This window comes from Brevibacillus sp. HB1.4B (genome assembly GCF_013284285.1).
GTDB classification, from domain to species: Bacteria; Bacillota; Bacilli; order Brevibacillales; family Brevibacillaceae; genus Brevibacillus; species Brevibacillus porteri.
Window position 1 is genome coordinate 720,484 of record NZ_JABSUT010000002.1, and the last position, 24,945, is coordinate 745,428.

At 48.5% G+C, this 24,945-nt stretch carries 27 protein-coding genes; 5 read left to right on the top strand and 22 right to left on the bottom strand.

Annotated elements, in window-relative coordinates; translation table 11 throughout:
• Positions 1–64: 64 nt before the first annotated feature.
• From HP398_RS07730 to HP398_RS07760, 7 genes are all read right to left on the bottom strand, one after another.
• Positions 65–2,134 carry a YecA family protein gene (locus HP398_RS07730; RefSeq protein WP_173622295.1) on the bottom strand — a complete coding sequence of 690 codons (2,070 nt, stop codon included), beginning with the start codon at positions 2,132–2,134 and terminating at the stop codon, positions 65–67.
• An 81-nt stretch (positions 2,135–2,215) separates the two neighbouring features.
• Positions 2,216–2,491: a hypothetical protein gene (locus HP398_RS07735; protein WP_017250361.1), complete on the bottom strand. Its 276-nt coding sequence runs from the start codon at positions 2,489–2,491 to the stop codon at positions 2,216–2,218.
• Positions 2,488–3,483: a hypothetical protein gene (locus tag HP398_RS07740; RefSeq protein ID WP_017250362.1), complete on the bottom strand. Its 996-nt coding sequence runs from the start codon at positions 3,481–3,483 to the stop codon at positions 2,488–2,490. The genes HP398_RS07735 and HP398_RS07740 overlap by 4 nt, the downstream gene beginning before the upstream one ends.
• A gap of 166 nt (positions 3,484–3,649) precedes the next feature.
• Positions 3,650–5,212: a YcdB/YcdC domain-containing protein gene (locus tag HP398_RS07745; RefSeq protein WP_173622296.1), complete on the bottom strand. Its 1,563-nt coding sequence runs from the start codon at positions 5,210–5,212 to the stop codon at positions 3,650–3,652.
• Between the two features lie 123 nt (positions 5,213–5,335).
• Positions 5,336–6,283 carry a 3'-5' exoribonuclease YhaM family protein gene (locus HP398_RS07750; RefSeq protein ID WP_017250364.1) on the bottom strand — a complete coding sequence of 316 codons (948 nt, stop codon included), beginning with the start codon at positions 6,281–6,283 and terminating at the stop codon, positions 5,336–5,338.
• Positions 6,284–6,302: 19 nt separating this feature from the next.
• The gene (locus HP398_RS07755) at positions 6,303–6,821 is read right to left on the bottom strand and encodes a YkvA family protein (RefSeq protein WP_017250365.1); all 519 of its coding nucleotides are present in this window, start codon (positions 6,819–6,821) and stop codon (positions 6,303–6,305) included.
• Positions 6,814–7,443: a DedA family protein gene (locus tag HP398_RS07760; RefSeq protein ID WP_026043233.1), complete on the bottom strand. Its 630-nt coding sequence runs from the start codon at positions 7,441–7,443 to the stop codon at positions 6,814–6,816. The genes HP398_RS07755 and HP398_RS07760 overlap by 8 nt, the downstream gene beginning before the upstream one ends.
• 212 nt (positions 7,444–7,655) lie before the next feature.
• Here HP398_RS07760 and HP398_RS07765 point away from each other — a divergent pair, with 212 nt between their 5' ends.
• Positions 7,656–8,141 carry a DUF2062 domain-containing protein gene (locus HP398_RS07765; protein WP_026043234.1) on the top strand — a complete coding sequence of 162 codons (486 nt, stop codon included), beginning with the start codon at positions 7,656–7,658 and terminating at the stop codon, positions 8,139–8,141.
• A 64-nt stretch (positions 8,142–8,205) separates the two neighbouring features.
• Here the strand turns inward: HP398_RS07765 and HP398_RS07770 are convergent, their stop codons facing one another.
• The 3 genes from HP398_RS07770 to nadE form a co-directional block, all read right to left on the bottom strand.
• Entirely contained in the window at positions 8,206–8,427 is a 222-nt protein-coding gene (locus HP398_RS07770; protein WP_173622297.1) for a hypothetical protein, read from the bottom strand.
• A gap of 64 nt (positions 8,428–8,491) precedes the next feature.
• The gene (locus HP398_RS07775; RefSeq protein ID WP_173622298.1) at positions 8,492–9,316 is read right to left on the bottom strand and encodes an MBL fold metallo-hydrolase; all 825 of its coding nucleotides are present in this window, start codon (positions 9,314–9,316) and stop codon (positions 8,492–8,494) included.
• A gap of 2 nt (positions 9,317–9,318) precedes the next feature.
• The gene (gene nadE / locus HP398_RS07780; protein WP_017250370.1) at positions 9,319–10,071 is read right to left on the bottom strand and encodes an NAD(+) synthase; all 753 of its coding nucleotides are present in this window, start codon (positions 10,069–10,071) and stop codon (positions 9,319–9,321) included.
• Positions 10,072–10,203: 132 nt separating this feature from the next.
• On the opposite strand from nadE, the gene map reads away from it, so the two are divergent.
• The 3 genes from map (at position 10,204) to HP398_RS07795 (ending at position 12,765) form a co-directional block, all read left to right on the top strand.
• Positions 10,204–10,950, top strand: coding sequence for a type I methionyl aminopeptidase (map, locus tag HP398_RS07785; protein ID WP_173622299.1), 747 nt, complete (start codon positions 10,204–10,206; stop codon positions 10,948–10,950).
• 178 nt (positions 10,951–11,128) lie between these two features.
• On the top strand, positions 11,129–12,154 hold the full coding sequence (locus tag HP398_RS07790; protein ID WP_173622300.1) for an LLM class flavin-dependent oxidoreductase: 1,026 nt from the start codon (positions 11,129–11,131) through the stop codon (positions 12,152–12,154).
• Between the two features lie 14 nt (positions 12,155–12,168).
• The gene (locus HP398_RS07795) at positions 12,169–12,765 is read left to right on the top strand and encodes a TetR/AcrR family transcriptional regulator (RefSeq protein WP_173622301.1); all 597 of its coding nucleotides are present in this window, start codon (positions 12,169–12,171) and stop codon (positions 12,763–12,765) included.
• A 65-nt stretch (positions 12,766–12,830) separates the two neighbouring features.
• On the opposite strand, the gene HP398_RS07800 is transcribed toward HP398_RS07795, so the two are convergent.
• The 12 genes from HP398_RS07800 to HP398_RS07855 all read right to left on the bottom strand — a co-directional run bounded on the left by HP398_RS07800 (position 12,831) and on the right by HP398_RS07855 (position 21,363).
• On the bottom strand, positions 12,831–13,010 hold the full coding sequence (locus HP398_RS07800; protein WP_017250374.1) for a hypothetical protein: 180 nt from the start codon (positions 13,008–13,010) through the stop codon (positions 12,831–12,833).
• A 150-nt stretch (positions 13,011–13,160) separates the two neighbouring features.
• The gene (locus HP398_RS07805) at positions 13,161–13,508 is read right to left on the bottom strand and encodes a PspC domain-containing protein (RefSeq protein ID WP_017250375.1); all 348 of its coding nucleotides are present in this window, start codon (positions 13,506–13,508) and stop codon (positions 13,161–13,163) included.
• A 116-nt stretch (positions 13,509–13,624) separates the two neighbouring features.
• On the bottom strand, positions 13,625–14,245 hold the full coding sequence (locus HP398_RS07810) for a flavin reductase family protein (RefSeq protein ID WP_017250376.1): 621 nt from the start codon (positions 14,243–14,245) through the stop codon (positions 13,625–13,627).
• A 19-nt stretch (positions 14,246–14,264) separates the two neighbouring features.
• Complete coding sequence (locus HP398_RS07815; protein ID WP_017250377.1) at positions 14,265–15,425, bottom strand: homogentisate 1,2-dioxygenase; 1,161 nt, start codon at positions 15,423–15,425, stop codon at positions 14,265–14,267.
• A 25-nt stretch (positions 15,426–15,450) separates the two neighbouring features.
• Positions 15,451–16,368 (bottom strand): fumarylacetoacetate hydrolase family protein, encoded by a 918-nt coding sequence (locus HP398_RS07820; RefSeq protein ID WP_173622302.1) that lies wholly within the window; start codon positions 16,366–16,368, stop codon positions 15,451–15,453.
• A 282-nt stretch (positions 16,369–16,650) separates the two neighbouring features.
• The gene (locus tag HP398_RS07825; protein ID WP_017250379.1) at positions 16,651–17,571 is read right to left on the bottom strand and encodes an RluA family pseudouridine synthase; all 921 of its coding nucleotides are present in this window, start codon (positions 17,569–17,571) and stop codon (positions 16,651–16,653) included.
• 49 nt (positions 17,572–17,620) lie between these two features.
• On the bottom strand, positions 17,621–18,136 hold the full coding sequence (locus HP398_RS07830; RefSeq protein WP_017250380.1) for a hypothetical protein: 516 nt from the start codon (positions 18,134–18,136) through the stop codon (positions 17,621–17,623).
• 73 nt (positions 18,137–18,209) lie between these two features.
• The gene (locus HP398_RS07835; protein ID WP_017250381.1) at positions 18,210–18,914 is read right to left on the bottom strand and encodes an MBL fold metallo-hydrolase; all 705 of its coding nucleotides are present in this window, start codon (positions 18,912–18,914) and stop codon (positions 18,210–18,212) included.
• Positions 18,915–18,921: 7 nt separating this feature from the next.
• Entirely contained in the window at positions 18,922–19,551 is a 630-nt protein-coding gene (locus HP398_RS07840) for a TetR/AcrR family transcriptional regulator (RefSeq protein WP_173622303.1), read from the bottom strand.
• 182 nt (positions 19,552–19,733) lie between these two features.
• A complete protein-coding gene (gene tpx, locus HP398_RS07845; RefSeq protein WP_007717107.1) occupies positions 19,734–20,255 on the bottom strand; it encodes a thiol peroxidase in 522 nt (173 codons plus the stop codon).
• Between the two features lie 87 nt (positions 20,256–20,342).
• Complete coding sequence (locus HP398_RS07850) at positions 20,343–20,876, bottom strand: hypothetical protein (protein ID WP_173622304.1); 534 nt, start codon at positions 20,874–20,876, stop codon at positions 20,343–20,345.
• 49 nt (positions 20,877–20,925) lie between these two features.
• Positions 20,926–21,363, bottom strand: coding sequence for a gamma-glutamylcyclotransferase family protein (locus HP398_RS07855; protein WP_371736722.1), 438 nt, complete (start codon positions 21,361–21,363; stop codon positions 20,926–20,928).
• Positions 21,364–21,481: 118 nt separating this feature from the next.
• Between HP398_RS07855 and pyc the strand changes: the two genes are divergently transcribed.
• Complete coding sequence (gene pyc, locus HP398_RS07860; protein ID WP_173622306.1) at positions 21,482–24,928, top strand: pyruvate carboxylase; 3,447 nt, start codon at positions 21,482–21,484, stop codon at positions 24,926–24,928.
• Positions 24,929–24,945: the final 17 nt, after the last annotated feature.

Sequence of the window (24,945 nt, forward strand, 5' to 3'; positions counted from 1 at the left end):
AGGAAAAGTCAAAACAAAAAACCCGAGGACACGAATCCTCGGGTTTTTCTTTATGCTAGGGGTTCTAGACTAATACACCTGTTGGTGCGCCCAGCACTTGGGCAATGACTGGTGGATACACTTCAGGCGTACCAAACAGTCTCCAAGTACCGTCCTCACCTTGACCGAACAAGCCATGGATCACCCAATCTGCTGCCAGCATAGCACCCAATTCAGCGCCAATAGACAGCTTGATTGTCTCGCCATTCGCTCGTTTTGCCGTACAACCAGATGAAGTGATTTCTTGCACGAGTATGGATTCTTCCGTGACATCTTTGATCGCCATTGGTTTGCTGAAAAGATTTTGAGTCGCTTCCTTTTCCAGCACACCACGCAAGCGATAGGATTCCGGCAATGTTTCCTTCAACTCGGCGAACAATGGCTGCATGACAGGATAAAGCGCGTATGGTCCTTGCTTATCCAGCCACTTGAAGAACGCCGTCAAAACAGACATCAGATTCGTTGCCAACGTTTTGGTCGTTGCGTCTGTGCGCGTGAAAATGTCGTGGACGAAGAAGTATACCAGATCCTCTCTACGCAACTGCTCCCATGTGAAAGATGGGCCAAACGCTCCTCTGACGAATGAACGGAAGTTATTCATGACCTCATCGTATTTTTTGACGGTTGCTTCCGACTTGCCTTCGGTCATCTCTTGCACGAAGCGATTGATGTCCGCAAGTCTGTCAGGATGCACGGTGTACACACTCTCCGGCAACCCCTCGATCAACGGACGGCGCAGCAGGTTATGCACATGCAGGCTGTCATTTGACAACGAGAGGCGCGGACGAAGAATGTCCATGCGGATAAAGCGAGCCAAGCCTTGTCCGATTTTATGATCCTGTTCCATTTGTTCCATCAACTTGTGAAGTTTCCCATGCAGCTCCTCGTTTTCTGTAGCCGCAACCAAGAGCGGAGCCAAATCATCGAGCTGTTCATGGGAAGTAACCAGCCATTTTTCGGTAAAATAGGTTTGGACCGCCCACTGCAACACTTTTGGTGGCAAAGTAGGCTGACTCGTGATAAACAGAGTTCCTTTGGACAAACGAGAGCCCGTTGAAGTAAGAACGCGAATCTCCTCTTCGTTCTCAAATGCAAGAAGCAGTAAAAGCTCTGCGACTTCATCTAACTGCGATGCATACCCTTCCAGAATCAGGCTGTCATCCTGCAAAATCACTTCTGCCTGTACTTCGTATAGCTCCAACAAGGCATCCTTTAAATTCGGGAACAAATGCTCTTCCTTGCGTGTCGCATATACCCATGTCTCACGAGCAGCATCCCGTTTTTTCAGCTCGAATGCAGGATTCGACTCGATTACTTTCAGGAGCTGTTTACGATCTGGCATCGCATAGGTACGACGCAGTAACGATTCTTGCTTCGGTGCTTCCGACTCGCTTGCCGCTCCACCAAATTGAACGATGAAGTGATACAGCTCTGTCGTATAGCTTCTCTTGCTCGTATCTGCCTTCGCAGCTTCTACTTCTGGATGCTGGCGTAACCACTCGAGCAGGCTTTCCTTGACATGTGGCTGCAAGATGATGCTGCCAGAGAAGAGCATATCACGCAGACCTAGATTCAGCAGGCGCCCTACGATCAATTGCCCAGGGACAACATTCAACGTATTGGCACGAAGCAGATAGTGTTTTTCTTCCGATATCGGTTGTTGAACCGTGATGACATCACGATCCACTTCCACGATTTCATAAACGTTCAGGTGCAATCCAGCAAACGCACGGCGAAGATCAGGCTCCATCCGACGTCCATGCTGTTTGATATAGTTCTCAAGCAGCGTGCTTCCACCTGTTTTGACGTCCAATACACACCAGTTGAAGAAATGGGCTGCCCATTCAGGACGTGCGACACTCTCTTGAGTCAAGCCTACTTCTTCGGCAAAACGATTCCGCGCTTCTTGAATCGTCTCGCTGGTTACATTTGCGCCGACAAAATGGTTCAGTCTTTCGACCCAGCCAGCGTATTCTTTTTGCAGCTTTTGCTCGTGGCGGCTACGCAGCTCCGTAATGGGAGTGACAACCCCACAGCATTTTTTGTATTTTTTTCCGCTCCCACAAGGGCACAGTTCGTTTCTTCCTACCGACATAGAGGGTTTGGATCTCCTTTCCAGCCCACGCGGCATGCGCGGGGAATCATGCACAATCCCCCTATTTTACCGCATTATTCGTCATGTGTTCAAGTGTTCTCGCTTTGGTTCATGTGCGATACCCACATCCGTGTTGTTGCTTTCCCATTGAACAATAAATTGTTCCAGTCGATTCATCAACCTGACGATGCGCTGCTTCTCGCCCATACATGCTGAAATAGCAGAGAGCTGGTTCGTGGTAAAAAGCTCTACCACTTCCTGCTCCATTTCTTGAAGGCGAATCCGATAGCCCGCGATAACCTCGCGCAGGATGGCAAATCTCTGCTCTAACCGGATCGTAGCCTCAAGTTTACTCATTGTTGTTCACTGGTCGCCAGCACCTGTTGAATGCCAAGTACGATCTGCTCATGCTTATGTTTCTCTTTCATTAGCACTTCTATAGCTTGCATATTGCTTTGTTGAAAATGAGCGACAACTTCTTGGGACATTTCTTGGTTTCTTGTCTCCAAGCGGTCGATAGCTTCTTGCATCAGTTTTTGTACTTCCTCAAGAACTTGCTGGTTGGTAATGGTAGACATAGTAGCTTCCTCCTTGGTAACTAATAGTTCATGTTGTTGTTCCACCTGATGTAAGGGATTCGCTGGTTCTTCCGATGCAATTTCTTCTGAGACGGACTCGCTGTTTCCTATCGATACAGAAGGGGCAGCAACAGCAACCTCGAGGGCCGCCTGCTCTTCCTTGGAATCTTCGCTACGAGCAATGATGTACATGGTATCACCGTCAATGCGGAAGCGGTCATCTTGCGCAGGGAGAAAAGCAGCATCTGCAGCAATTCCTACTTCCTGCTCCAGAAAATGGACTAATGTGCGAGCAGCTACCTGCGTAATGCCATTGTCGCGGCAAAACGCATACACTTGGTCATTGCCCAAAGTCCACTCTGCCAAAAACCATCTGCTGTCGCCTTGATATTGCACAAAGCGAGGATCGCGTTCCAATTGCAACATACGAAGAATCTGATTCCAGCCAAACTGCGTTTGACGACGCAGCTCTGCGACAATTTGCTCAAGCTTTTTTGGTGTTTGGCTATCGCGTAAATAGCGATGAGCCAAGTCGTACACTTGATGCGGCTGGTGAGTGACCTCTACGATCGCCTCTGAACTTCCAACTCGCACTGGAGACTGCTCCATGTTCAACACTTTATCCAGTATTGTCTTGCAGTCCAGATCCAAAAAAGCATTCAGCTCATTCGCTTCCATCCGGGAGCAGATCTCCGTACGTGGAAGGGAGCGCTCACCGGGCCGGAATACCTTTTTTACAATACTTGGTAGGGTATAAGTTGGCCGTTTCATTGCACTTTCTCCTTCTCGTGTTCGGCATTGTTTGCCAAATCAAATGGGAATCAAGAAGATATTCTACAAAAAGAAAAAAAATCCTACCTGACTTGAAGTGTTTATGAATTCCGATAATGATGAAAAGGAAAACCCGACACGGCTTCTACACCATGTCGGGTAATGCTTAGTCGGACGCTTTCCATTCCAGCCAGGTTTCTTCCACTGCACCCGTTGCAGCATCGATCTGCAAAGACTTGGCATCGGCCGTTGGTAAATAGGCCAGCTCCGGCAGTTTCGCTGAATGTGTACCTACCTTCGGATACCAGTATGCCAAGCGTAGATTTGCTTCTTTGAGATACGCATCCTTTGCTTTCTCATCCTTGACAATACCGTCTTTACTGATGGTAGCAGGCATGGACGGCAGGTCATTTACTTGAACAAGGACTACATTACCCTTCTTTGCGTCCACTTCCATGTAAAACAGTGGTCTCTTCGTAGGGATACCATCAATCTCAGGATGAAAAGCAAAGCTACTGATCGGCCGCACCAAATTTTGATCCGCCCAACCCGGCAGATTTTCTATAAGACTCGTCTCCTTTACGGAGAAAGCTTGTTCTTTGGACAATAAGTATTTCTCCACAAATTGTACTGCGATGTCTTTTGCCTCATCATGCGTGAGCGGCTTCTCAAGCTCCTTTTCTACGGAACCGTCCAGCTTGAATTCAATGGGTGATTTTGTTTTACGGTCGAGAGTAATCCACGCACTTTGATACGAGCTCGCATTCCATTCATGGCGATCGATGTCACTGTTTTTATACTTTTTGTCTTCTTTTACATTTTTGTACGTGCGCTGATTCAGCTTCAGTCCAAAATCCTTCTCGAGCATCTGCTCCATTTTTTTCGTATCTCGCCAGATGCCCATGTCTGCTGTTCCTTTGATTTTCATCGTCTCATTCGTTGTTTTATACACAGACGGAACTTCTTCACCAGACAGAGCATCTATCGTTGGCAATTGGTCGGGCACGTAAACAAGCTTGCCCGCTGACTCATCGTAGACCAGTTCCATGGATACCTTGTCTTGCCACTCCTTCGTTGCCTTTTCGAGTGGTACAGCTTTGCTTGGGTCCGCTACTTCTGCTGGGGTAGGAAGCTTTACCTTATCTTGCTGAAAATCGACAACCTGGCCCTTTGCATCAACCATGACCCGCGCTGTCTCTTTGTCCACCCACGTATTGTTCAACTGTGGGTAGACACTGACGACTGCCAGATGATCCAGCTCTGACGCACGATCGAAAGAGAGCGTCGCTTGCGGGGAAATAACATGGTTAACCACTATGTAATTTCGAATAAAATTGACAGCCTTTTGATAGGCTTCCTTTTTATTGATTTTGGTTGTTTTGTCCCGATTCACATCATGCAGGACAAATCTGGTTATATCTCCCTCTGCATTCGTGGAGATATTGAGCGTCGTATTCGTAGTAATGATACTCTTTCGATCCGAGAGATTAATGACATACCCCGAGTTGCTTGTCCCACCGTATGAGTCCACATGAAGGTCTTTCATGAGAGGCACATAGTCCTCTTTCAATTCTGTTAACAAGTGGACGATGTCTTCTGGCAACTGAATGGGTTCCAGACTTGATTTGCCATCATACGCATAGGAAGACAACGGATGCAGAAGTGCCACTGGTGTCGTGACCATGCTGACTGCCAACACAAACATGGCAGCTCTGTTTCGCTTTTTCACGAGAATACCTCCTATTTACAAGCCATTACTGTTAAGACGAGCTTCCTTCAAAAACGTTTCTGATTTATCTAAAAAAAGCCAACTGCTTCGTTTTGCTTAGCAGTTGGCTTTTTGTTCCATGAATTAATACCCGCGCCAGACTTTTCGTCTAAGCACGCCAGCGTACGCCCATTCCTCTTCTTCCGTCATGTCCGCTAGTGTTTGGCTCAAAGCGTTCATTTTGCTGTCGATCTGGTCCAGGTAATGGAACATGACAGCTGTTGGCGTTTTTCCAGATACAGCACTGCCCCAACCGTTCTCTACCTCTCCATGATGACTCAAAATGCAATGCTTCAAGTGCAGAACCTCCGCGTCCCCTAAAGCAATATCTAGCTTGCGGCAAATGCCACTCACCATCTCGACTCCCATGACCAGGTGACCAATTAACTGACCTGGCGTGGTGTAATCCGGTGCGATGGGATCAGATAGCTCGTACAGTTTTCCAATATCGTGCAAAATACAAGTCGCAATCAGTACATCCCTGTCTACTTGTGGATAAAGTGGCAAGAGGCTCTGTGCCGCCGTCAACAGAGAGACAATATGCTCGAGCAAACCATGATAATAGTTGTGGTGCATACGAACGCCAGCCGGATAATGGCGAAGGCGGTCCTGAATCTCCTCTGTTGCCAGCGCTTCTTGAATAATGGCCTTGAGCGTGGCACTCTGCAGGCTGTCGACTGCATGGGTAAGCTTTGTCCACAGTTCATCTACTGGAAATGGAGAGATCGGAATGAGCGACTCCATCTGAACTTCGTCTGATGCGGCAGCCGGTCTGATCCGTTGAATCACCAGTTGCTTTTTCCCACGATACACTTGGACGGCAGCGTCGATCTTCACGACAGCCTTGACGTTGATCCATTCCTTCATTTCTGCATTGACATCCCATAGCTTTGCCGTGATCGTTCCGGAGCGATCTCCCAGCTCCAAATTCAAGTATTCACTCTGGTTACTCGCTACGCCAGCTTCCTTGCTTTTAATCAGGCAAAAAGCGACAACACGCTCTCCCTCTTGATAATCCAATAAATATTTCATCTATTTGTCCCATCCTAGCTTATTTTTTTCGGAACAGGGTTTCTTCCAGCTTTTTCACTATTTTCTTGCCAACCAGATCATCCGCAGATCGAACTACCTTCGTAATGACAGCCAAGAGGTCTTCTTCGCCATTCCAATGCTCACGTACAATCGATTCATCGATGTCCACCAAAATCTTGCGCAAAGCATAAACGGCCAAAATGACGTCGTCCACAAGCCCGAATCCGCCCACTAATACCTCCGGAATAAAATCAACCGGGGTAATGAAGTAGGCAACCGCTACACCTGCTAACGCTTTTGATTGAACACCTACGCGCTTGTCCAGCATAAGGCGAGCCAAGAGAACAAACAAATCGGGTGCAAGCAATATAAAGTTGGCTACTGAATCATTGACTCCCTTGTCTCTAATGAACGCTTCGATTTTGTCACGCAATTTATCATAAAATCGCTGATGTTTTTCCGGTAATACTACAGGAACCAGTTCGGTTGGCTTTTGAACCACAGGCAGTAGATTTTCGTTGCGGTTTTCTTCACTCATTCTGATCCCTCCGTAATTGCTTTTTTACATTCTTCTTGTGTCTGAAATACGACCAGGTTGCGATCAATGCGAGCAAAGCGATAAAGAAAATCGCGAGGTTACGAGCAATCAAATCAAACAGCTCATCCCAGCGTTCTCCTAATTGCCAGCCAAGCGTCACAAAAAGCAAGCTCCAAAACAGCCCACCCAAATAGGTATAAAGCATGAAAGTCGGAAATGGCAATCGCGTGATCCCCGCAAAATAGGCCGTAAACTGACGAACTCCAGGGATGAAATAGCCTAGCGGAAGCGCCCATTTGCCGACGCGATTAAACCACTCTTCCGTTTTTTTGTAAACGGTATAGCCCATCCCTAGTCGCTTCCCATATCGTTCGAGAAAAGGGTAACCTAACGTTCTGCCGATCCAATATGCCACCGTCATCGCTGTAACGGAACCGAGAAAGCAGACGAAAAAAGTAGGCCAAAATTGCAATTTTCCCGTTGAGACAAGAAATCCAGAAAAAACGAGCAGCGTTTCTTCAGGTAAGGGCATCCCCAAAATTCCTAGAAAGAACAATCCAAACAAGGCGCCATACCCATATTGCGTAATATAGTCACTAAAGGTTCCCATTACATCAGCCACGAATGTCACCACTTTTCCAGCAAGCTACCCTCTTCCATTATGCCAAAAGAAAGGCGCATTCACAAATCAGAGCTCGTATGGCAACTATTAATTTTTGCCAACTTGGAGATACTCTACAGCATCAAACAAAAAACAAATCCAGCTTCACCATTCGCCTTACCCTTAGGGGATATGACAGACAAATGACTTGGGACAAACGAGGGATAGCACGGATGTGGAAAAAGACATATCGAAAGCTAAAATTCGAATATTACAAGGTGCTGAGAATGAAAGGGGCTCCAGCTTTTGTCGCCCGCGGATTTTCGCTCGGAATCTTCATCGAGTTCATTACCCTACCTACTTTTGGCCTTGCGTTTTTGTTGCTTTTCCCACTTTGCAAGCTGTTTCGCGCCAGCTTGCCCGCTGCTTTGGTTGCGTTTGTCATCGGAAAGCTCATCTTACCGCTTTTCATTCTTTTCAATTACAATATTGGATACGTGTTGATCGGCAAACCGTTACAAGGGCAATTGATCCATCACGAGCCTGGGATGCAATGGCTTGTCTGGGTGAAAGAAAAAGGACTTGTCTATTTTACCGGGAGTGCCATCATGGGGCTGATTGTCGCTTTTGCGAGCTACATTCTCGTTTTAACTGGCCTTCAATTGTATCGTCGTAAGAAATTGCGGCGCTCATTTCCTGAGGAAAGCCCTACCCCTTAATCGCTCGAACGAAAAAGACCGGTCTGACAATCGAATGTCAGTCCGGTCTTTTTTGCTCGCAATGTTATGCAAAGTAGCCTTTATCGTGCAGGTGCTCCATGATTTCGGCAACAGTTTTGTCTTCGTTCAAGAGCTCCACGGTTACTTCCACTTGCTCTGGGGACAAACCGTTCGCTCCGAGGCTTTCCTTGATCAACACGTCGTTAGGGCGACGGAAGTACGTTTGCAACGTACGCTTCACACGTCCTTCCAGACTTGTTCTCAGCATCAATTCAGTTGTAGACATCTGTTCCACCTCTTTCCTAGAAAGATTTGCGTAACCCCTATTATCTTATAAAACCGTGGAATAATCAACCTTTCTGCGAAATAGCTTCCTTGTATAGTTGATCCCGGTTTTGGTCATGGGAAGAACAGAGATGTTCATCGATCGATACACCATCATACGTCAGTTGGGAAAACTGCTCTCTGAGTACGTCTTCCTCTACGTTATTGGCGATAGCCTCGAACACAACTGCACGTGCATCCAACAAATACTGGCGATCCCGTTCAATCCGATGCAGGATTTCCTCGCGTCCTTTTGCAGGTACTCCGTGGCCAGGAATAACTTCTTCCACTTCTCCTTGTAAGACCAACTGCTCGATTTTTTCCAGACTCTCCAAATAGGCACTACTATCATCGATAAACGGGAACTCCAAATTGGATAGCATGTCACCGACAACCAGCAGCTTCTGCTCCCGGAACAAGGTCGCCATCTGATCGGGTGTATGTCCTGGTACAGGCAAGAAAAAGACTTCCTGCCAATCCTGTGCATCCTCTACTAATTTCGCGAATGTCGGCATTCCTACTTCATACGATCTGACCACGTAATACGACCCGTCAAACCGTTTCGCCTTGTTCAGCTTCTTCTCGATCCGTCCAGCGGTGAGGATTTCCTTTTGTGCAATGACTGTGGCATCCGGAAATTTGCCAACTCCGACTACATGATCCCAATCTCCGTGAGTCAGGACGAGAATAAGCTCCCTTCCATTCCTCTCACTCTGCACATAATCAGCAATCGCCTCTATCTCATGGGGAAAATAGGCCGGATCAAACAAGTAGAGACGTTGTTCGGTTGATACAACTGCACTGGTCGTTTGCCACAGACAACTTGTAAACAGCTTGTATGATTGTGCCATATCTATATGCCTGGCATGGTGTTGCGCTTATGCTCAGAGATTCGATGTAGGTAATCAATACGTTCTTTGGCTTCTGGTCGAGTTTCCCCTGTAATCAGCAAACGATCCAGATCCTCATAGGTGAAGCCCATCTCTTGTTCATCCGTCTGCCCTTCCCACAAATCGGCAGAAGGTGGCTTCGTAATGATCTCTCCAGGCACCCCGAGCTCAGCTGCGAGTATTCGCATCTCATGCTTCGTCAGGCTTGCTACTGGATTAAAGTCGGCAAGACCGTCTCCGCCTTTTGTCATATAACCAACATGAATCTCGCTGCGGTTGCACGTATCCGCTACCAAGTATCCTTTTTGGTTAGCGATGGCGTACAACACTGTCATGCGCAAACGAGCCTTTGTATTTCCCTTTGTTTTATCATCAAGCCCAAGTACACTTTCGATAGCAGGAACCAAAGCGTCGTAGGCAGGCCCTACATCTACCTTGTGCAAGTGAAAGCCAATCGCTTCAGCAAGTCGCTTGGAATCTGTTTCATGAACGGTTTGCGAGTAAGCAGGCAACCAAACGCCAATAACACGTTCAGAGCCTAATGCACGAACACACAGCGCTGCCGTAACCGCACTGTCAATCCCACCAGAAATACCGACGACTGCACCGCCGAGGCCATTTCCGTCAATTTGCTCACGAATAAAGGCAATACGTTTTTCCACGTCTTCTTTTACATGAATCTGGTAGTTCGCCAGATGTTCTTGAAACTTGTCCATGCTACCTACCCCCAGGGTTGAGTATTTCTCCCTCATCCTACCATGCCGTTTTCGGTGTGGCAATTGGCACAGAACGGGACTACACTATATACTATAGAGAGTTCTTGACTAACGAGGAGAAGGAGAGAGTCGATGATTATCCTCAAGACACCTGAAGAAATTGAACTCATGCATGCAGCAGGCAAGACTTTGGCTGCTTGTCATCGTGAGATTGCCAAGATGATTCGTCCAGGCATTTCTACCTGGGAGATTGATCAATTCGTAGAAGAATTTTTGGCTAAAAATGGCGCAACCCCTGAGCAAAAAGGGTTTCATGGATATCCCTATGCCACATGCGGTTCAGTAAATGATGTCATCTGCCATGGCTTCCCGAAAAAAGAGCCTCTGCGTGATGGCGATATCGTAACAATCGACATGGTTGTTCGCAAAAATGGTTGGCTGGCAGACTCCGCTTGGTCTTATGAAGTGGGGACAGTGTCCCCAGAAGCGAAAAGACTGCTGGAAGTCACTGAAAAATCGCTGTATCTCGGTATTGAGCAAGCTGTTGTAGGCAATCGGATCGGCGACATTTCCCACGCCATCCAAACGTATGCGCAAGCACAAGGCTATTCCGTCGTGCGCGATTTTACCGGACATGGAATCGGTCAGGAAATGCATGAGGAGCCGTTCGTTCCTCACTTTGGCCCTCCTGGCAGAGGACAACGCCTTAAAGAAGGCATGGTCATTACCATTGAGCCCATGCTGAACATCGGGACGTACCATGCGACCGTCGATGAAGATGGTTGGACAGCACGTACACGCGATGGGAAGCTGTCCGCTCAATACGAGCACACTCTCGCTATTACCGCGGATGGACCTGTTATCTTAACAAAACAATAAGGATGTACGAAGAGCCCTTGCATTGTCAGGGCTCTTTCTTTTTCTCCCAATGTGCTCGGTCGCACATCCAATCGTTGACATCCCTTCTGCCGCTCCGTATGATGCAAGTACGCTTTGTTACTACTCAGTAACAAACTTATCCGACCAGCAACGCTAAGCACAAGGAGGGTTCCATCCCATGTCCGATACAATCTTATCTAAGCAACTACGAGATATCCCATTGTCCGTTCTCGATTTAGCACCCATTACAGAAGGCAGCAACGCTGCTGAATCGTACAAAAACAGTCTCAATTTGGCGCAACAGGTGGAAAAATGGGGCTTTACTCGTTATTGGCTCGCCGAACACCACGCAATGCCCAGCGTAGCCAGCTCTGCCACCTCCGTTCTCATCGGTTACATTGCTGGTGGCACCAGCAAAATCCGTGTAGGCTCAGGCGGCATTATGCTACCCAATCATGCTCCACTCGTAATCGCCGAGCAATTCGGGACACTGGAGTCCCTCTATCCAGGCCGGATCGACTTAGGTCTTGGACGCGCACCCGGGGCGGACCAACGAACATCACGAGCGCTACGCCGCGATTTGCGGATTGGTGGAGAGGATTTCCCGGAGTTACTGGAGGAGCTGCGTGAATATCTTCGTCCACGAACTAACGAGTCGGCATCAGCTATCCGCGCTATCCCTGGTGAAGGTCTGAACATCCCGATCTGGCTACTCGGATCCAGTGATTTCTCAGCGAGACTGGCGGGCATGCTCGGATTGCCGTTTGCTTTTGCTGGACATTTTTCGCCGAACTTCACCTTACCTGCATTGCAGACGTATCGCCATTGTTTCCGTCCATCGGAAGTGCTGGATCAGCCATATGCCATGGTTGGCGTCAATGTGATGGCAGCCGATACCGATGAGCTCGCGAATCGACTGGCCACCTCCCATTACCAAGCATTCTTAAATCTCGTCCGCGGCGATCTCAAGCCTATCCAACCACCTGTGGACAATATGGATGAGCTATGGAGCGAATTCGAAAAACTGTCTGTCCAAGCACAGCTGCGTTCTTCCATCATCGGTAGCCCGGCTACCGTGAAAAGCAAACTACAAGAGCTACTCGATGCTACAGGCGCAGATGAGCTCATGATTACGACGCAAATGTACCACCATGCCGATCGTGTGCGCTCTTTTGAAATTGTCTCCGACGTCTGGAAGTCCTAAATGGGGGATGGAATATGACGGAAGCAAAACGGCCTCGCGTGCCTCGGGAAAAAGCACAAGAGATCATATTGAACGCTGCTGAAGAATTGTTTTATCAAGAAGGGATCCATGCCGTCAGTGTAGACGCCATCGTCGAGCGGGCCGGAATGAATAAAATGAGCGTCTATCGGCAGTTTTCCTCGAAAACGGACCTGATTCTCGCCTACATGACCCGAAAGCAAGACGTTTTTTGGCAAGAATGGGAAGAGAGCATCGCCAAACATCCCAATCGGCCACGAGAGCAACTCATTCAGTTTTTTGCTGATCTGGCTGAGCGCGCGACCAACGAGCAATTTCGCGGCTGTTGTTTTATCAATGTAGCTGTCGAGTTTCCTGATCCGGTTCATCCTGTTCGCGAGTTGGTATGCTCCCATCAGAAACGAATCCGCGACGCTTTTTTGGAGCGCACGACTGCCCTTGGCGCTGCGAATCCATGCGAGCTGGCCTATATGCTGATCTTGTTGATGGAAGGTACTTACGCGGATAGCCAGACGTACGGAACCGATAGTGCAGCGATCCGCATGGTTCCTGCCATCGTAGAAAAAGTTTTGGACCAAGCGCTTCATAATTAAAAAAGTGGCTTTCTGCCTTCATCGGGCAGTTGCCACTTCCTCTTTTTGTCGCTCATACAGCTGTTTTAGCGCCGGGCACTGGTCGCATACTTTTCTTGTTTCGCCGTCATCGCTTCTAATTCTTTGACGTCTTGTTCCAAGTCACAGATGTCTTCTTCAATCAGTTTTTTCAGATGTTGCTTTTCCCGCAGGATTTTGCGGGTTTGCTCCAAACGCTCATTCAAATCGAACACGCCGAGATACACTGCTTTTCCCTCCCTATGTAGGTTTTCCACCTTACATGTTATGCAGCAATCGCCAGAAGTTGCTGACCATTTTTTGTAGGGGCAAAATAGGTAAAAAAGTGAAAAGAGACTTCCCATGAGCGTAAAGCCCTGGAAGTCTCTTTATTTGCTTTAAAGTCCTTTGTATTTGCCCAATTCTTCGCGTAGGCGATACACTTCCTGTACCAAAGCACGCTTCTCCAGACGGTCAATCTCCTGATCCAAATCGTTCATACGTGCATGTCCACTATATGGGGCATCATGCATCGGGAAACCGTCAGAAGCGTATGACCACTGCGGTTCCTTTGGCATGATCATCGCCATCAGCAAGTAAAGCAAAATCGGTACTCCTGTAAAAACAGTGAGAACGACAACTCCTACACGTACCAGCGTAGAGTCAATGCGTAAGAATTGCGCAATCCCACCACAAACTCCAAATAACCGTTTATCATGAGAACGGTATAGTCGTCTTTCCATCATTGCATTCCACCCTCTCTACAGTATCCGCTTGCCTTGTATCTACAGGATACCCGATAGGCGATTCCGGTAAAATGGTCCGTAGAGGGATTTGTCCTCCGTCGCTGGACGGAGATCAATCATTTGGCAGGAGGCTCATAAACGGGGCGGGGACGATCAAACTGTTCTCCCAGAGTCGCATACGTATGGCCAGCTAATCTGCTAACAGGAGCAAACGCTGCGGCATCAATCCGTCCTGCATGATACAGCTCATCCGCTACATGTACATGCACCACTTCCCCGATAATCAAATCCGAAGTCGTCGGACTACCTAATTCCACAATCTGATGCAGCTTGCACTCAAAATGGATGCGGGATGCACGCAGTCTCGGCACCTTGACGAGAACAGATGGGGCGACTTCCAGCCCCAATGCCTCTACTTCACTGATCTCTGGCGGATAATCAGCAGAAGTCTGATTGACTGCATCCACATTGTGTACGTCCACCATGTTGACCACGAATTCTCCCGTTTGCATGATGTTTCGTGCCGTATCCTTTGGGACACTACCCGGCTTGCGCATGACGGCAACCGAAACCATCATCGGTTCAATACTAGCGACATTAAAATAACTGAAAGGAGCCGCATTGACGATGCCTCCCTCCCCTAACGAAGTGACCCAAGCGATCGGCCTCGGGACGATACATCCGATCAAGAGCTTGTATTTTTCCTGCCGTTCAATCTCGTGAATGGCGATTTCCATTGCGTTTTTACACCTCTTCCTATTCCTGCGGTGGCAACCAGCTTGACATGTATGCCTCATCCTCAATTTGCAACGCTTGCTTTGTAACGTGAAGCGGGTGGAATGTGTCCAGCATGACAGCCAGCTCTTGCGTTTCTTTTTTCCCAATGCTCGCCTCTACCTTGCCTGGATGCGGCCCGTGAGGAATCCCCATTGGATGCAGAGTGATCGAACCCTCGTAAATACCTTTTCTACTCATAAAATTGCCATCTACGTAGTATAACACCTCATCACTTTCTACATTACTGTGGTAGTAAGGCGCAGGGATCGCTTGCGGATGATAATCGTACATCCGCGGAACGAACGAGCAGATGACAAAGTTTTGACCGGCAAAGGTTTGATGTACAGGTGGTGGTTGATGTATGCGTCCAGTAATCGGTTCAAAATCATGAACACTCAATGCATACGGGTACAAATAACCGTCCCAGCCAACGACATCAAACGGATGGAAGTCAAAGAAGTAGCTGTAGACCACGGATTGGCGTTTGACGCGCACCTCGAAGTCTCCACTTTCCACATGCGTCACCAATTTTTCCGGCAAACGAATATCACGTTCACAAAACGGCGAATGTTCCAACAATTGACCATATTCGTTGCGATATCGCTTTGGTGGTACGATCTCATTTTGGGACTCAATGACGAGGAAACGACTCTGCACAGAAGGTACAATCCGGTAGGTCGTGCCGATCGGAATAACGAGGTAGTCACCCGGCCTGTAAGTGAGTGTACCGAAAATCGTTTGCAGCTCTCCCTCTCCTTGATGGACAAAGACGACTTCATCCCCATCCGCATTGCGATAAAAGTAATCCATCGGCTCTGTTGGTGCGCATACTGCCATGACGACGTCGTTATTTCCTAGCATGTATCGACGTCCGAAAATCGGGTCCCCTCCCGGCTGAACATCAAACGTTTTAAAATGCTGATGCTTTAAATCAACCTGCTCCACATATTCCAAGCGGACGTCTGCGTATTTGCGCGTCTCCCTCACTTGAGTAGGCGGATTGTGGTGATACAGAATGGATTGAATTCCGGAAAACCCTTTGGTTCCCATCACTTGCTCGCGGTACAGTCCCCCATCCGGCTTGTAAAACGTCGTATGCCGCTTTTGTGGAACTTCCCCCATTCGTTGATAAAAAGCCATACGTTCCTTCCTCCTTTTTTCATCCTTATTCACAAATCGTATTGCGAAGCACACCGAGGCGTTCCACCTCTAGCTCCACTACATCACCTGGCGCAAGCCAAGCATACTGCTCTGTCCCCAGCTCCAAAATGCAACCAGTCCCTACTGTTCCCGATCCGATAACATCTCCGGGATACAAGGAGCAATCCTCTGAGGCGCGGGCAATCATTTCAGCAAATGTATAATGAATGTCTTTGAAGTTTCCTTTTGAATACTCCTTACCATTGATGCGTGCCACCATCCCCAGATCATAGCGGCTCCCCTTTTCGCCTGCGATACGTACATCTGCCAGCTCCTCCGGTGTAACCAGCCACGGTCCCATGGACGTTGCGAAGTCTTTGCCTTTGGCTGGCCCTAAGCCGACCTTGACCTCCTCCCGTTGTATATCGCGGGCGCTCCAGTCGTTTAAGATACAATATCCTGCGATGTGCTCTTCCGCTCGTTCAACTGGGATGTTTACGCCTGCTTTTCCAATCACGCAGGCAATTTCCAGCTCATAGTCCAGCCACTCGGTTGCTTTTGGTCTGCGAATATTCGCTTGCGTCCCTGTAAAAGCTGCTGCATTCGAAAAATAAAAGACGGGGAAGTGATACCATTCGGGCACCATCGGAAGTCCTCGTTTGGCTCTCGCTGTCATCACATGGGCCTCGAAGGCGTAAAAGTCTCGAAAGCTGGCAGGACGTGGAAGTGGCGAACCTAGCTCGACCTGCTCCAAATCCCAGTCATCCTGTGCTTCGTATGCTGCTTTGAGAACGGGTAACCAGTTCGCCCACTCTTCGAGCAATCCCAGCACTGTACTCGGCGCCCCTGGGCAAGCATGTGCAATATCTTTGACTTTTCCTTCGTGCAGAAGCCCTGCTCGCCAAGCATCCCTTTCCCTTTCTCGATAGGAAACCAGCTTCATGAAACCCTCTCCTTCTCTTGGGCAAATAAGAAAACCCAGCTCACCCCCAAAGCAATTCCGGTGCATGACAAATAAAAAGGGAAACCCTCTTTGTCAAAACGATCCGAAACAGGCATCAGGCGCAAGCTGGGTCTAGTCTGCTACTGAAAAAAATCTTTGCGAGATTTCCCCCCGCAGACAGCCAGCTATTCTCTGTTGTGTCTCCAATTGTTTGTAACGAATTTCTTCTATCATATCGAAAACGCTTACAGCTTTCCAGAGGGAAATGACGAAATTTTTCGCCTAGGTCATTTCCTTGCACGGATAATCAGGAAAAAATAGTTGGGCTAGCTGCTCCATATCACTTGGCAGTGGCTCCTCCCAGCTCATCGCAAGACCGCTACGCGGATGAACAAAGGATAGCCCCCATGCATGCAAAGCTTGTCGGCCGATATGCTCCCGTTCTCCCCCGTACAGATCATCTCCGGCTAGTGGGTGCCCTTCACTGCTCATATGTACGCGAATCTGATGCGTTCGCCCCGTCTCCAGCTTTACCTCGACAAAACTCATTCCTTCCCCTCGGGCAAGCACACGATAATGGGTAACAGCTGTCTGCCCCTCCGGTCTTACTTGTCTGGTGATAAACGAATTTTCCGCAAGACCAATCGGCGCATCAATCGTACCTTCGTCAGACTCCACGATCCCTTGAACGATAGCTCGATAGGTCCGCTGCAACGTCCTGATCTGCTGCATTCGACTGAATTGTTCATGTGCCCATTGATTTTTCGCCACGATCATCAAACCTGATGTATCTTTATCCAAACGGTTCACCGCCCGGAACTTTCTGTGCTCGCCACGTTTTTTCCAATACGCGATCATCCCATTTGCCAAGGTTCCACTGGGATAATTTCCTGTCGGATGAACGACCAATCCCGCTGGCTTTGCGATGACCATCAAATCCTCGTCCTCGTAACGGATGGAGAGCGGCATGTCCTCTGGGGCAACGGTCTCTTCCGCCTCTTCTTCAACCATGACTGCTATTTTGTCGCCGGCTTGCAATTTTTCGTTCACAAAAACGAGGACGCCATTCCGAGTAATGGAGCCTTTAAACTTGGCACGTATGAGCAAGCGGCGTGATACACCATAACGCTTTTGCAGTACTTCTCGCACAGTTTGCCCTGCATCTGCCTCATCAACCGTGAAGCTTATTAATTCTTCTAGCATGTTGTCTCTCCTTTAAGTCTTCCCTCCCCCTCAGTATAGCAAAAAACGATCATGGCTGTTTGGCCATAACCGTCTGATATGCTGATCCGATGCTGTCCTTTACTTCGATGACAAATGCATGCCCTGCATCACCTTGCGCCCACTGACCGCGAACGTCAAACAAATACCAACCTGGCTGTTCGGGCGCCTTCCACTGATTGCCGTTCTCTATTACTTGCTCCACTTCTTTCATGCCGTTCCATTGGGTGACCTTGAGCGTATTTGTAGTTGGCTGCTGGGCAAAAGTGATGGTCATCGTGGCCCCTGGCCTTACTTGCAGTGGGGCAGGCTTATGCTCTGCGACAAGTTCCGGTGGTGCCGCCATATCTTTGCAGATCGACTCGTTATTATAGCTCCAGCAGGAAGATGCAGGCACCGTCACAGCTGTTTTTCCGCTCCATTCAATGACTGGCTGTGGTGGTTCTGCAAGCTGCGAAGTCCCTTGCGCGGACGATCCGTTCCCACACCCTGTCAGTAACAGTGTCGCTATCAGAAATAGTTGGCCAATCCATCCTACCTTTTTCATCCAATCACCTCAAACCTATGACGCGAGAAAAAGGGGATTCGTTTCATACGATTCAGCTCAGACGAAAAGTGCCCTATGATTGCCAAACACTAGTTGGGATCGAAAAAGAAGTAGAGACCTCTTTCAGATAGTCATCGAGCTGTTCTGCCGGATGATAGATCGGTTTGCCATGGCACACTTCCAAATGGCGTGGTTGCAATTGGCGGACGATCAAACTGCTTTTGAGTGCTTGCGCCATATCCGCCGTAAACATCGGCATGGGACGATGCAATCTGCCGCGTTTGGAAGTAAACAAGTCTCCCGCCAAAAGCACTCCGTCCTTTTCGTGATAATACACCACATGCCCTGGAGAATGACCAGGTGTCAGATAAGGTTGCAGTCCGCCAATTGGAGCTACATTCCCTTCGGCATCCTCTGGCAAAGACTGAGCTAGGCCAGGCTGGACGTTTACTTCCAGCTTTTTACGACGAGGATACAGCTCTTTCCCTTCCATATACGGAATCTCGATTCGATGGGCAAAGACTGGTACGAATTCTGCCGCCGCTATTTTTTTAACGGCCCCCACATGATCCGAATGACCATGCGTCAGCAAAATTCGTTTGAGTGGTCCTGCATTCAGCTGCTTGATAAAAGCCATAATCCGTTTCGTCATAAATGGCATCCCCGCATCGACAAGCGTAACGCCATCCTCCTCCCTGACAATCCAAACCCGCAAAGGAATCAACAACCACGCTTTGATACACCAAATGTTCGCCGAGATTTGCTCCACTCTGATCATTCTCTGGTCACTCCCTGTTCATTATTTTTTGACTTCCTGCTAGAAAAACATCCACGGATAGAGCAAATGTAGGGGCTAGCCTTTCCATCAAGCTGTCCAATGGTTCTTCGGAATGTGTATACGTACCGACGATGCCATGCAGCGTGTAGAAATAAACTCGTGCATAGGCAAGCGCTTTTTCTTCCTCTATCTCAGTTGGCAAGCAATGTCTCACAGCCTGCCTCAACAAACCAAACAATTGATTGCGCAGCGATTGCAATTCTTTTTCCGGTTCCTCTACATCGATCCGAGAGGCATTGATCATGAAGAATAACGTATACATCGTTCGATTGCGCAAGCAAAAGTGGATAAACTGACTGCTGATTTCACGCAGGATATCTTCTGGTGTTCGTTCTTGTTTGGACAGTGTTTCTTCCATTTGTAGCGCCAAGCTTTGCAACGGTTCCTTGGACAGATGATGAAGCAGTGCTTCTTTGTCCTTGAAATAAATGTAGAGGGTTGTATGGGAACAGCCGGCTGCTTTGGCGATTTCCCTGATGGATACCGTATCAAAGCCTCGGGTAGCGAAAAGGTCTGCTGCCGCCGTCAAAATCGCCCGTTTCGTTTCTTCTGAGCGTATTTCTTGTTTGCTTGCCATGCTTGATAGTCAACTCCTTACTTCTCGAAAAAAAAAAATTAGTAACCGATGGTTAGTAACCGTTGGTTATAATATAACCACTGGTTACTAAATCCGTCAAGACTATTTTTTCCACTTGCTGCAAATAAAAAAACTCCCTTTCCGTCACATGGACAAAAAGGGAGCTTACTTATGAAAATTGCTTACTTCGCAGCTTGTGCAGCAGCAATCGCAGCTTCGTAGTTTGGATGCTCACCAGCAGCAGCCACATACTCAGCGTGTACAACCTTGTCGTTTGCATCGATTACGAATACAGCACGAGCCAAGAGACGGAACTCTTTGATCGCTACGCCATAAGCTGTACCGAAGGACAGGTCTTTGTGGTCAGATACTGTTTTCACTTTGTCGATGCCAGCAGCACCGCACCAGCGATTTTGCGCGAATGGCAGGTCAACGGAAACAGTCAGCACAGTTACGCCTTCCAATTTCGCAGCCTCTTCGTTGAAACGGCGAGTTTGTGCATCGCACACGCCAGTGTCAATAGAAGGGATTACGGAGATGATGCGAACAGTGCCTTTGGAATCTTCCAAAGTTACAGGGGACAGATCGCCACCTACTACAGTAAAGTTAGGAGCAGTATCTCCTACTTTGATTTCAGGACCGAGCAGTGTTACAGGACCACCTTTGAATACAAATGCGCCTTGACGCTCAACAGCAGTTGTCATGATTTCTTCCTCCTCACCAAATCTTTCATATGTACCTCAATATCATACCCTATCATTCACTTTTTTTCACTATGCCAATAGTAGAAATTACAGATTCACTTGCACTTTTCCGCTTCGCTTGACTTGTACCTCGGCGATTCGCTTCACTTCATGCTCATACTCCCAATCCGTTTTCGCATTCAGCTCATGACAGCGCATCAGCGCGTGATAGAGGGCAAAAGCGAAGGTAACCTGCTTCATTTCGTACCGCGTTCCATGTGCTTTCGGCAATGCTGTGTTGATAATTTCAATCTGATACGTGGCTTTTCCCCGCTTGTCCCTGACTGGCACGATATACCCCATACGCTTTAAGACATGGCCGTAATCGAATTCTCCCTCATCGTCAAAATCAATGGTGTCGTCCGATGTTGCCAAATACTCCAGCAAGGTCCCCATATCCAGCGTTTCGAAGCAAGCAGGTTGTGGCATGGACAAAACTGAGCCGTCATTGTTTACAAAATAAATGTGGTCGCGATAATGAAAGATCAGTTCATCTTCTGGAACTTCGTCGGGAAACATCCAGTGATTTTGCGGAATCAGGTAACGCCAGATTTGTGCAGGTTCACTATGGAGTAATTCCATGGCAGGGCTCCCTCCTTTTCCCTACCAGTTTTGGCAAAACTAGCACTGGCTATTCAGACTGCTCTTGCATGTAGCGTCGCCAATTCCCATGCCGAATGTGCACTCCTGTTTGCTTGACCAGGTCTTGATCCAAATAACGATATACGTAGACGTTCACGACCTGACCTGTTCCTTCCACGGTCGCTGACACGATGATCCGTTCATATTCATTGCGCGGATCACCCTCGCCATAGTACGTCTCCAGCTCGTCCAGTCCAGCTAGTGCTTGCTCGTACACGTCAGGGGCAAACGTGACGATCTCCCCCACGATCTCCTGCTCTCCTTTCAGCAATCCCGGATAGCCTGCCGGCAAATGATAGATGTCACCTTGAATCATCGCAGGTGTTGCCTCATGCTGATACGGTTTTACATAATTCCTATAGTTACCAAAGCCCGTCAAAAGTGTGCCGTACACAAATACAGGCAGCTTGTCGTACTGATTGTTCATGTTCATCCATCCTCCTGTGATCGAAAAAAGGGTGTCTTGTGTCGAGAAAATTTTGTATATTTGTTCTATATATAATTTTAATACGTCTTTTTTTCCGAGACGTAAGGGGGAGAGAATAATGAAAAAGAGAAAAATCAATCGCCTACTGGTAGCAAACCGCGGTGAGATCGCCATTCGGATCTTTCGTGCAGCAACGGAACTCGGCATACGTACGGTAGCCGTGTACTCCGAGCAAGACAACGTTTCTATCCATCGCTTCAAGGCTGACGAGTCTTACTTGGTCGGAGCGGGTAAAGGGCCTATTGAGGCTTACCTCGATATCGAAAGTATCATCGAAATAGCCAAGCGCAACGATATCGATGCCATTCACCCAGGCTATGGATTTCTTGCTGAAAACGCTGATTTTGCAAAGCGTTGCCAAGAGGAAGGCATCATTTTCATTGGACCATCCCCTGAGCTGATCGACAAATTCGGGGACAAGGTAGAAGCACGTCGTCTTGCGATTGAAGCGGAAATCCCAGTGATTCCTGGCACTCCGGAGCCCATCGAAACACTTCAAGAGGCACTTCTCTTTGCCAAAGAATACGGCTACCCCATCATTATTAAAGGTGTATCTGGCGGCGGAGGCCGTGGCATGCGTATCGTCCGCAGTCAGGAGGAATTGCAAGATTCGTTAGATCGCGCACGTTCCGAGGCCCGCTCTTCCTTTGGCAATGCCAAGGTGTATCTGGAGCGATACTTAGAACAGCCCAAACACATCGAGGTCCAAATTCTCGGAGACAACTACGGAAACATCGTCCATCTGTATGAGCGCGATTGCTCTGTTCAACGGCGCCATCAAAAAGTGGTCGAAGTGGCACCGAGCCTATCGTTGAATGACAAACTGCGTGAAGAAATTTGCCAGGCTGCTCTCACTCTTATGCAAAAAGCCGGTTATTCGAACGCTGGTACTGTCGAGTTTTTGTTAACGCCGGACAAGCGTTTTTATTTTATAGAAGTCAATCCTCGCATTCAAGTAGAGCATACCATCACAGAGCTCATCACTGGAATCGACATTGTTCAGTCACAGATTCGCGTAGCTGAGGGTCATGCGCTCTCCGGTGAGGAGATTGGCATCAGTGCGCAAAGTGATATCCAGATGAGTGGTTTTGCCATCCAGTGCCGTGTCACAACAGAAGACGCTGAAAACAACTTCCTGCCAGATGCCGGCCGCTTGTCCGCCTGGCGTTCTGGTGGCGGCTTCGGCGTAAGGCTGGACGGCGGCAATGGTTATCCAGGCGCGATCATTACACCGTTTTATGACTCGCTTCTGGTCAAAATCTCCACGTATGGCGCGAGCTTTGACCAAGCCGCTCGCAAAATGCTCCGCACATTGCGTGAGTTCCGTATTCGTGGCGTGAAAACGAACCTGCCGTTTTTGGAAAATGTCGTGACACATCCTGATTTTTTGAGTGGCAACTACGATACGTCGTTTATTGATACCAAACCAGAGCTGTTCATCTTCCCTGGCCGTCAGGACCGGGGTACCAAATTACTATCTTATATCGGAGACACGATTGTCAACGGATATCCTGGTCTCCAGAAATCGGAGAAAAAGCCGCACTTCGACTCACCTCGCATCCCGCGGACACCATTTGCTCAGCCATATCCGGACGGGACGAAGCAAATTCTGGATAAGGAAGGTGCCGACGGTCTGGTACGCTGGATTCAGGCACAGAAGCATGTGCTTGTTACAGACACGACATTCCGCGATGCCCACCAGTCTTTGTTTGCTACGCGTGTGCGCACCTACGATCTCGCCTCCATTGCAGAAGCGACAGGCAAGCTCGGTTCTGGGCTCTTCTCGCTGGAGATGTGGGGCGGTGCCACTTTTGACACGACGATGCGCTTTTTGCAGGAATCTCCCTGGGAACGACTGCAAATTCTCCGCCAACGCATACCGAATGTCCTGTTCCAAATGCTTTTGCGCGGAGCAAATGGCGTAGGCTACACCAATTACCCGGATAATGTGATCCACGCCTTCGTTAAAGCCTCTGCGGAAAATGGCGTTGATGTCTTTCGGATCTTTGACAGCCTGAACTGGCTTCCCGGAATGCAAACAGCCATTGAAGCCGTACGTGAATCTGGCAAGGTAGCCGAAGCAGCGATTTGCTACACCGGAGATATTCTGGACCCGACCAAGACCAAATACAGCTTGGCCTACTACGTCAATCTGGCTAAAGAATTGGAAAAAGCAGGTGCCCATATTCTCGCGATCAAGGATATGGCAGGTCTTTTGAAGCCGTATGCTGCTTATTCGCTCGTCTCTGCTTTAAAACAAGAAATCAGCATTCCGATCCATTTGCATACTCACGATACGTCAGGAAACGCTGGTGCTATGCTTCTGAAAGCAATCGAAGCAGGCGTGGATATCGTCGATGCTTGCGTCAGCTCCATGTCTGGACTCACTTCCCAGCCAAGCTTGAACGGGTTGATCGCGAGCCTAGCCCATACGGAGCGTGAGACTGGCTTGTCTCTTGAATCGTTCAACAAGCTGTCGGATTACTGGGAGGATGTACGTCCGTACTACCAAGGCTTTGAAAGTGGCATGAAGGCGAGCAACACTGAGGTGTACGTTCACGAAATGCCTGGCGGACAATACACCAATCTGGAGCAGCAAGCCAAAGCGGTTGGTCTGGAAGGTCGTTGGGACGAAGTGAAACACATGTATGCTGTCGTCAATCAAATGTGTGGCGACATTGTAAAAGTGACCCCGTCATCCAAGGTCGTCGGTGATATGGCATTGTTCATGGTCCAAAACAACTTGAATGAGGAAAACATTTGGGAAAAAGGCACACGCCTCGACTTTCCGGATTCGGTCATTCAATTTTTCCAAGGGTATCTTGGCCAACCGCCGGGAGGGTTCCCGAAGGAGTTGCAAGAGCTCGTGCTAAAAGGTCGCGATGCCTTTACTGCACGTCCTGGAGAATTGCTCGCGCCCATTGACTTTACGCAAGTTACGGCTGAGTTGGAAGCCAAAATCGGACGTGAGCTCAGTCAGCTAGACGTCCTGTCCTATATCATGTATCCGCAAGTCTATTTGCAATTTGAACAACGCCTGAAGGAATACGGAGACCTGTCGGTATTGAATACCGGAACGTTTTTCTACGGATTGCGTCCGGGTGAGGAAACCGCCATTACGATCGAGCGCGGTAAAACGCTGATTATCAAGCTGGTCGCAGTTGGCGAGCTTCATCCAGATGGCAGACGCATCATCTATTTTGAACTGAACGGACAGCCACGTGAAATCTTCATCCGTGACCAATCCGCAAAAGTCTCTGAACTGATCCGCCGAAAAGCAGAAGCCCAAAACCCTGGCCACCTCGGTGCCTCTATGCCTGGAAAAGTGCTCAAGGTGCTTGTAGCAGAAGGTGACAAGGTGCGTAAAGGCGAGCATCTTTTGGTGAGTGAAGCGATGAAAATGGAGACGACGATTCAAGCCCCACTCGACGGAAAAATTAAAGCCGTCTACGTGAAAGCAGGCGAAGCCATTCAAACTGGCGATCTGCTCATTGAAATGGAGTAGGCATCGTCTATAATAGG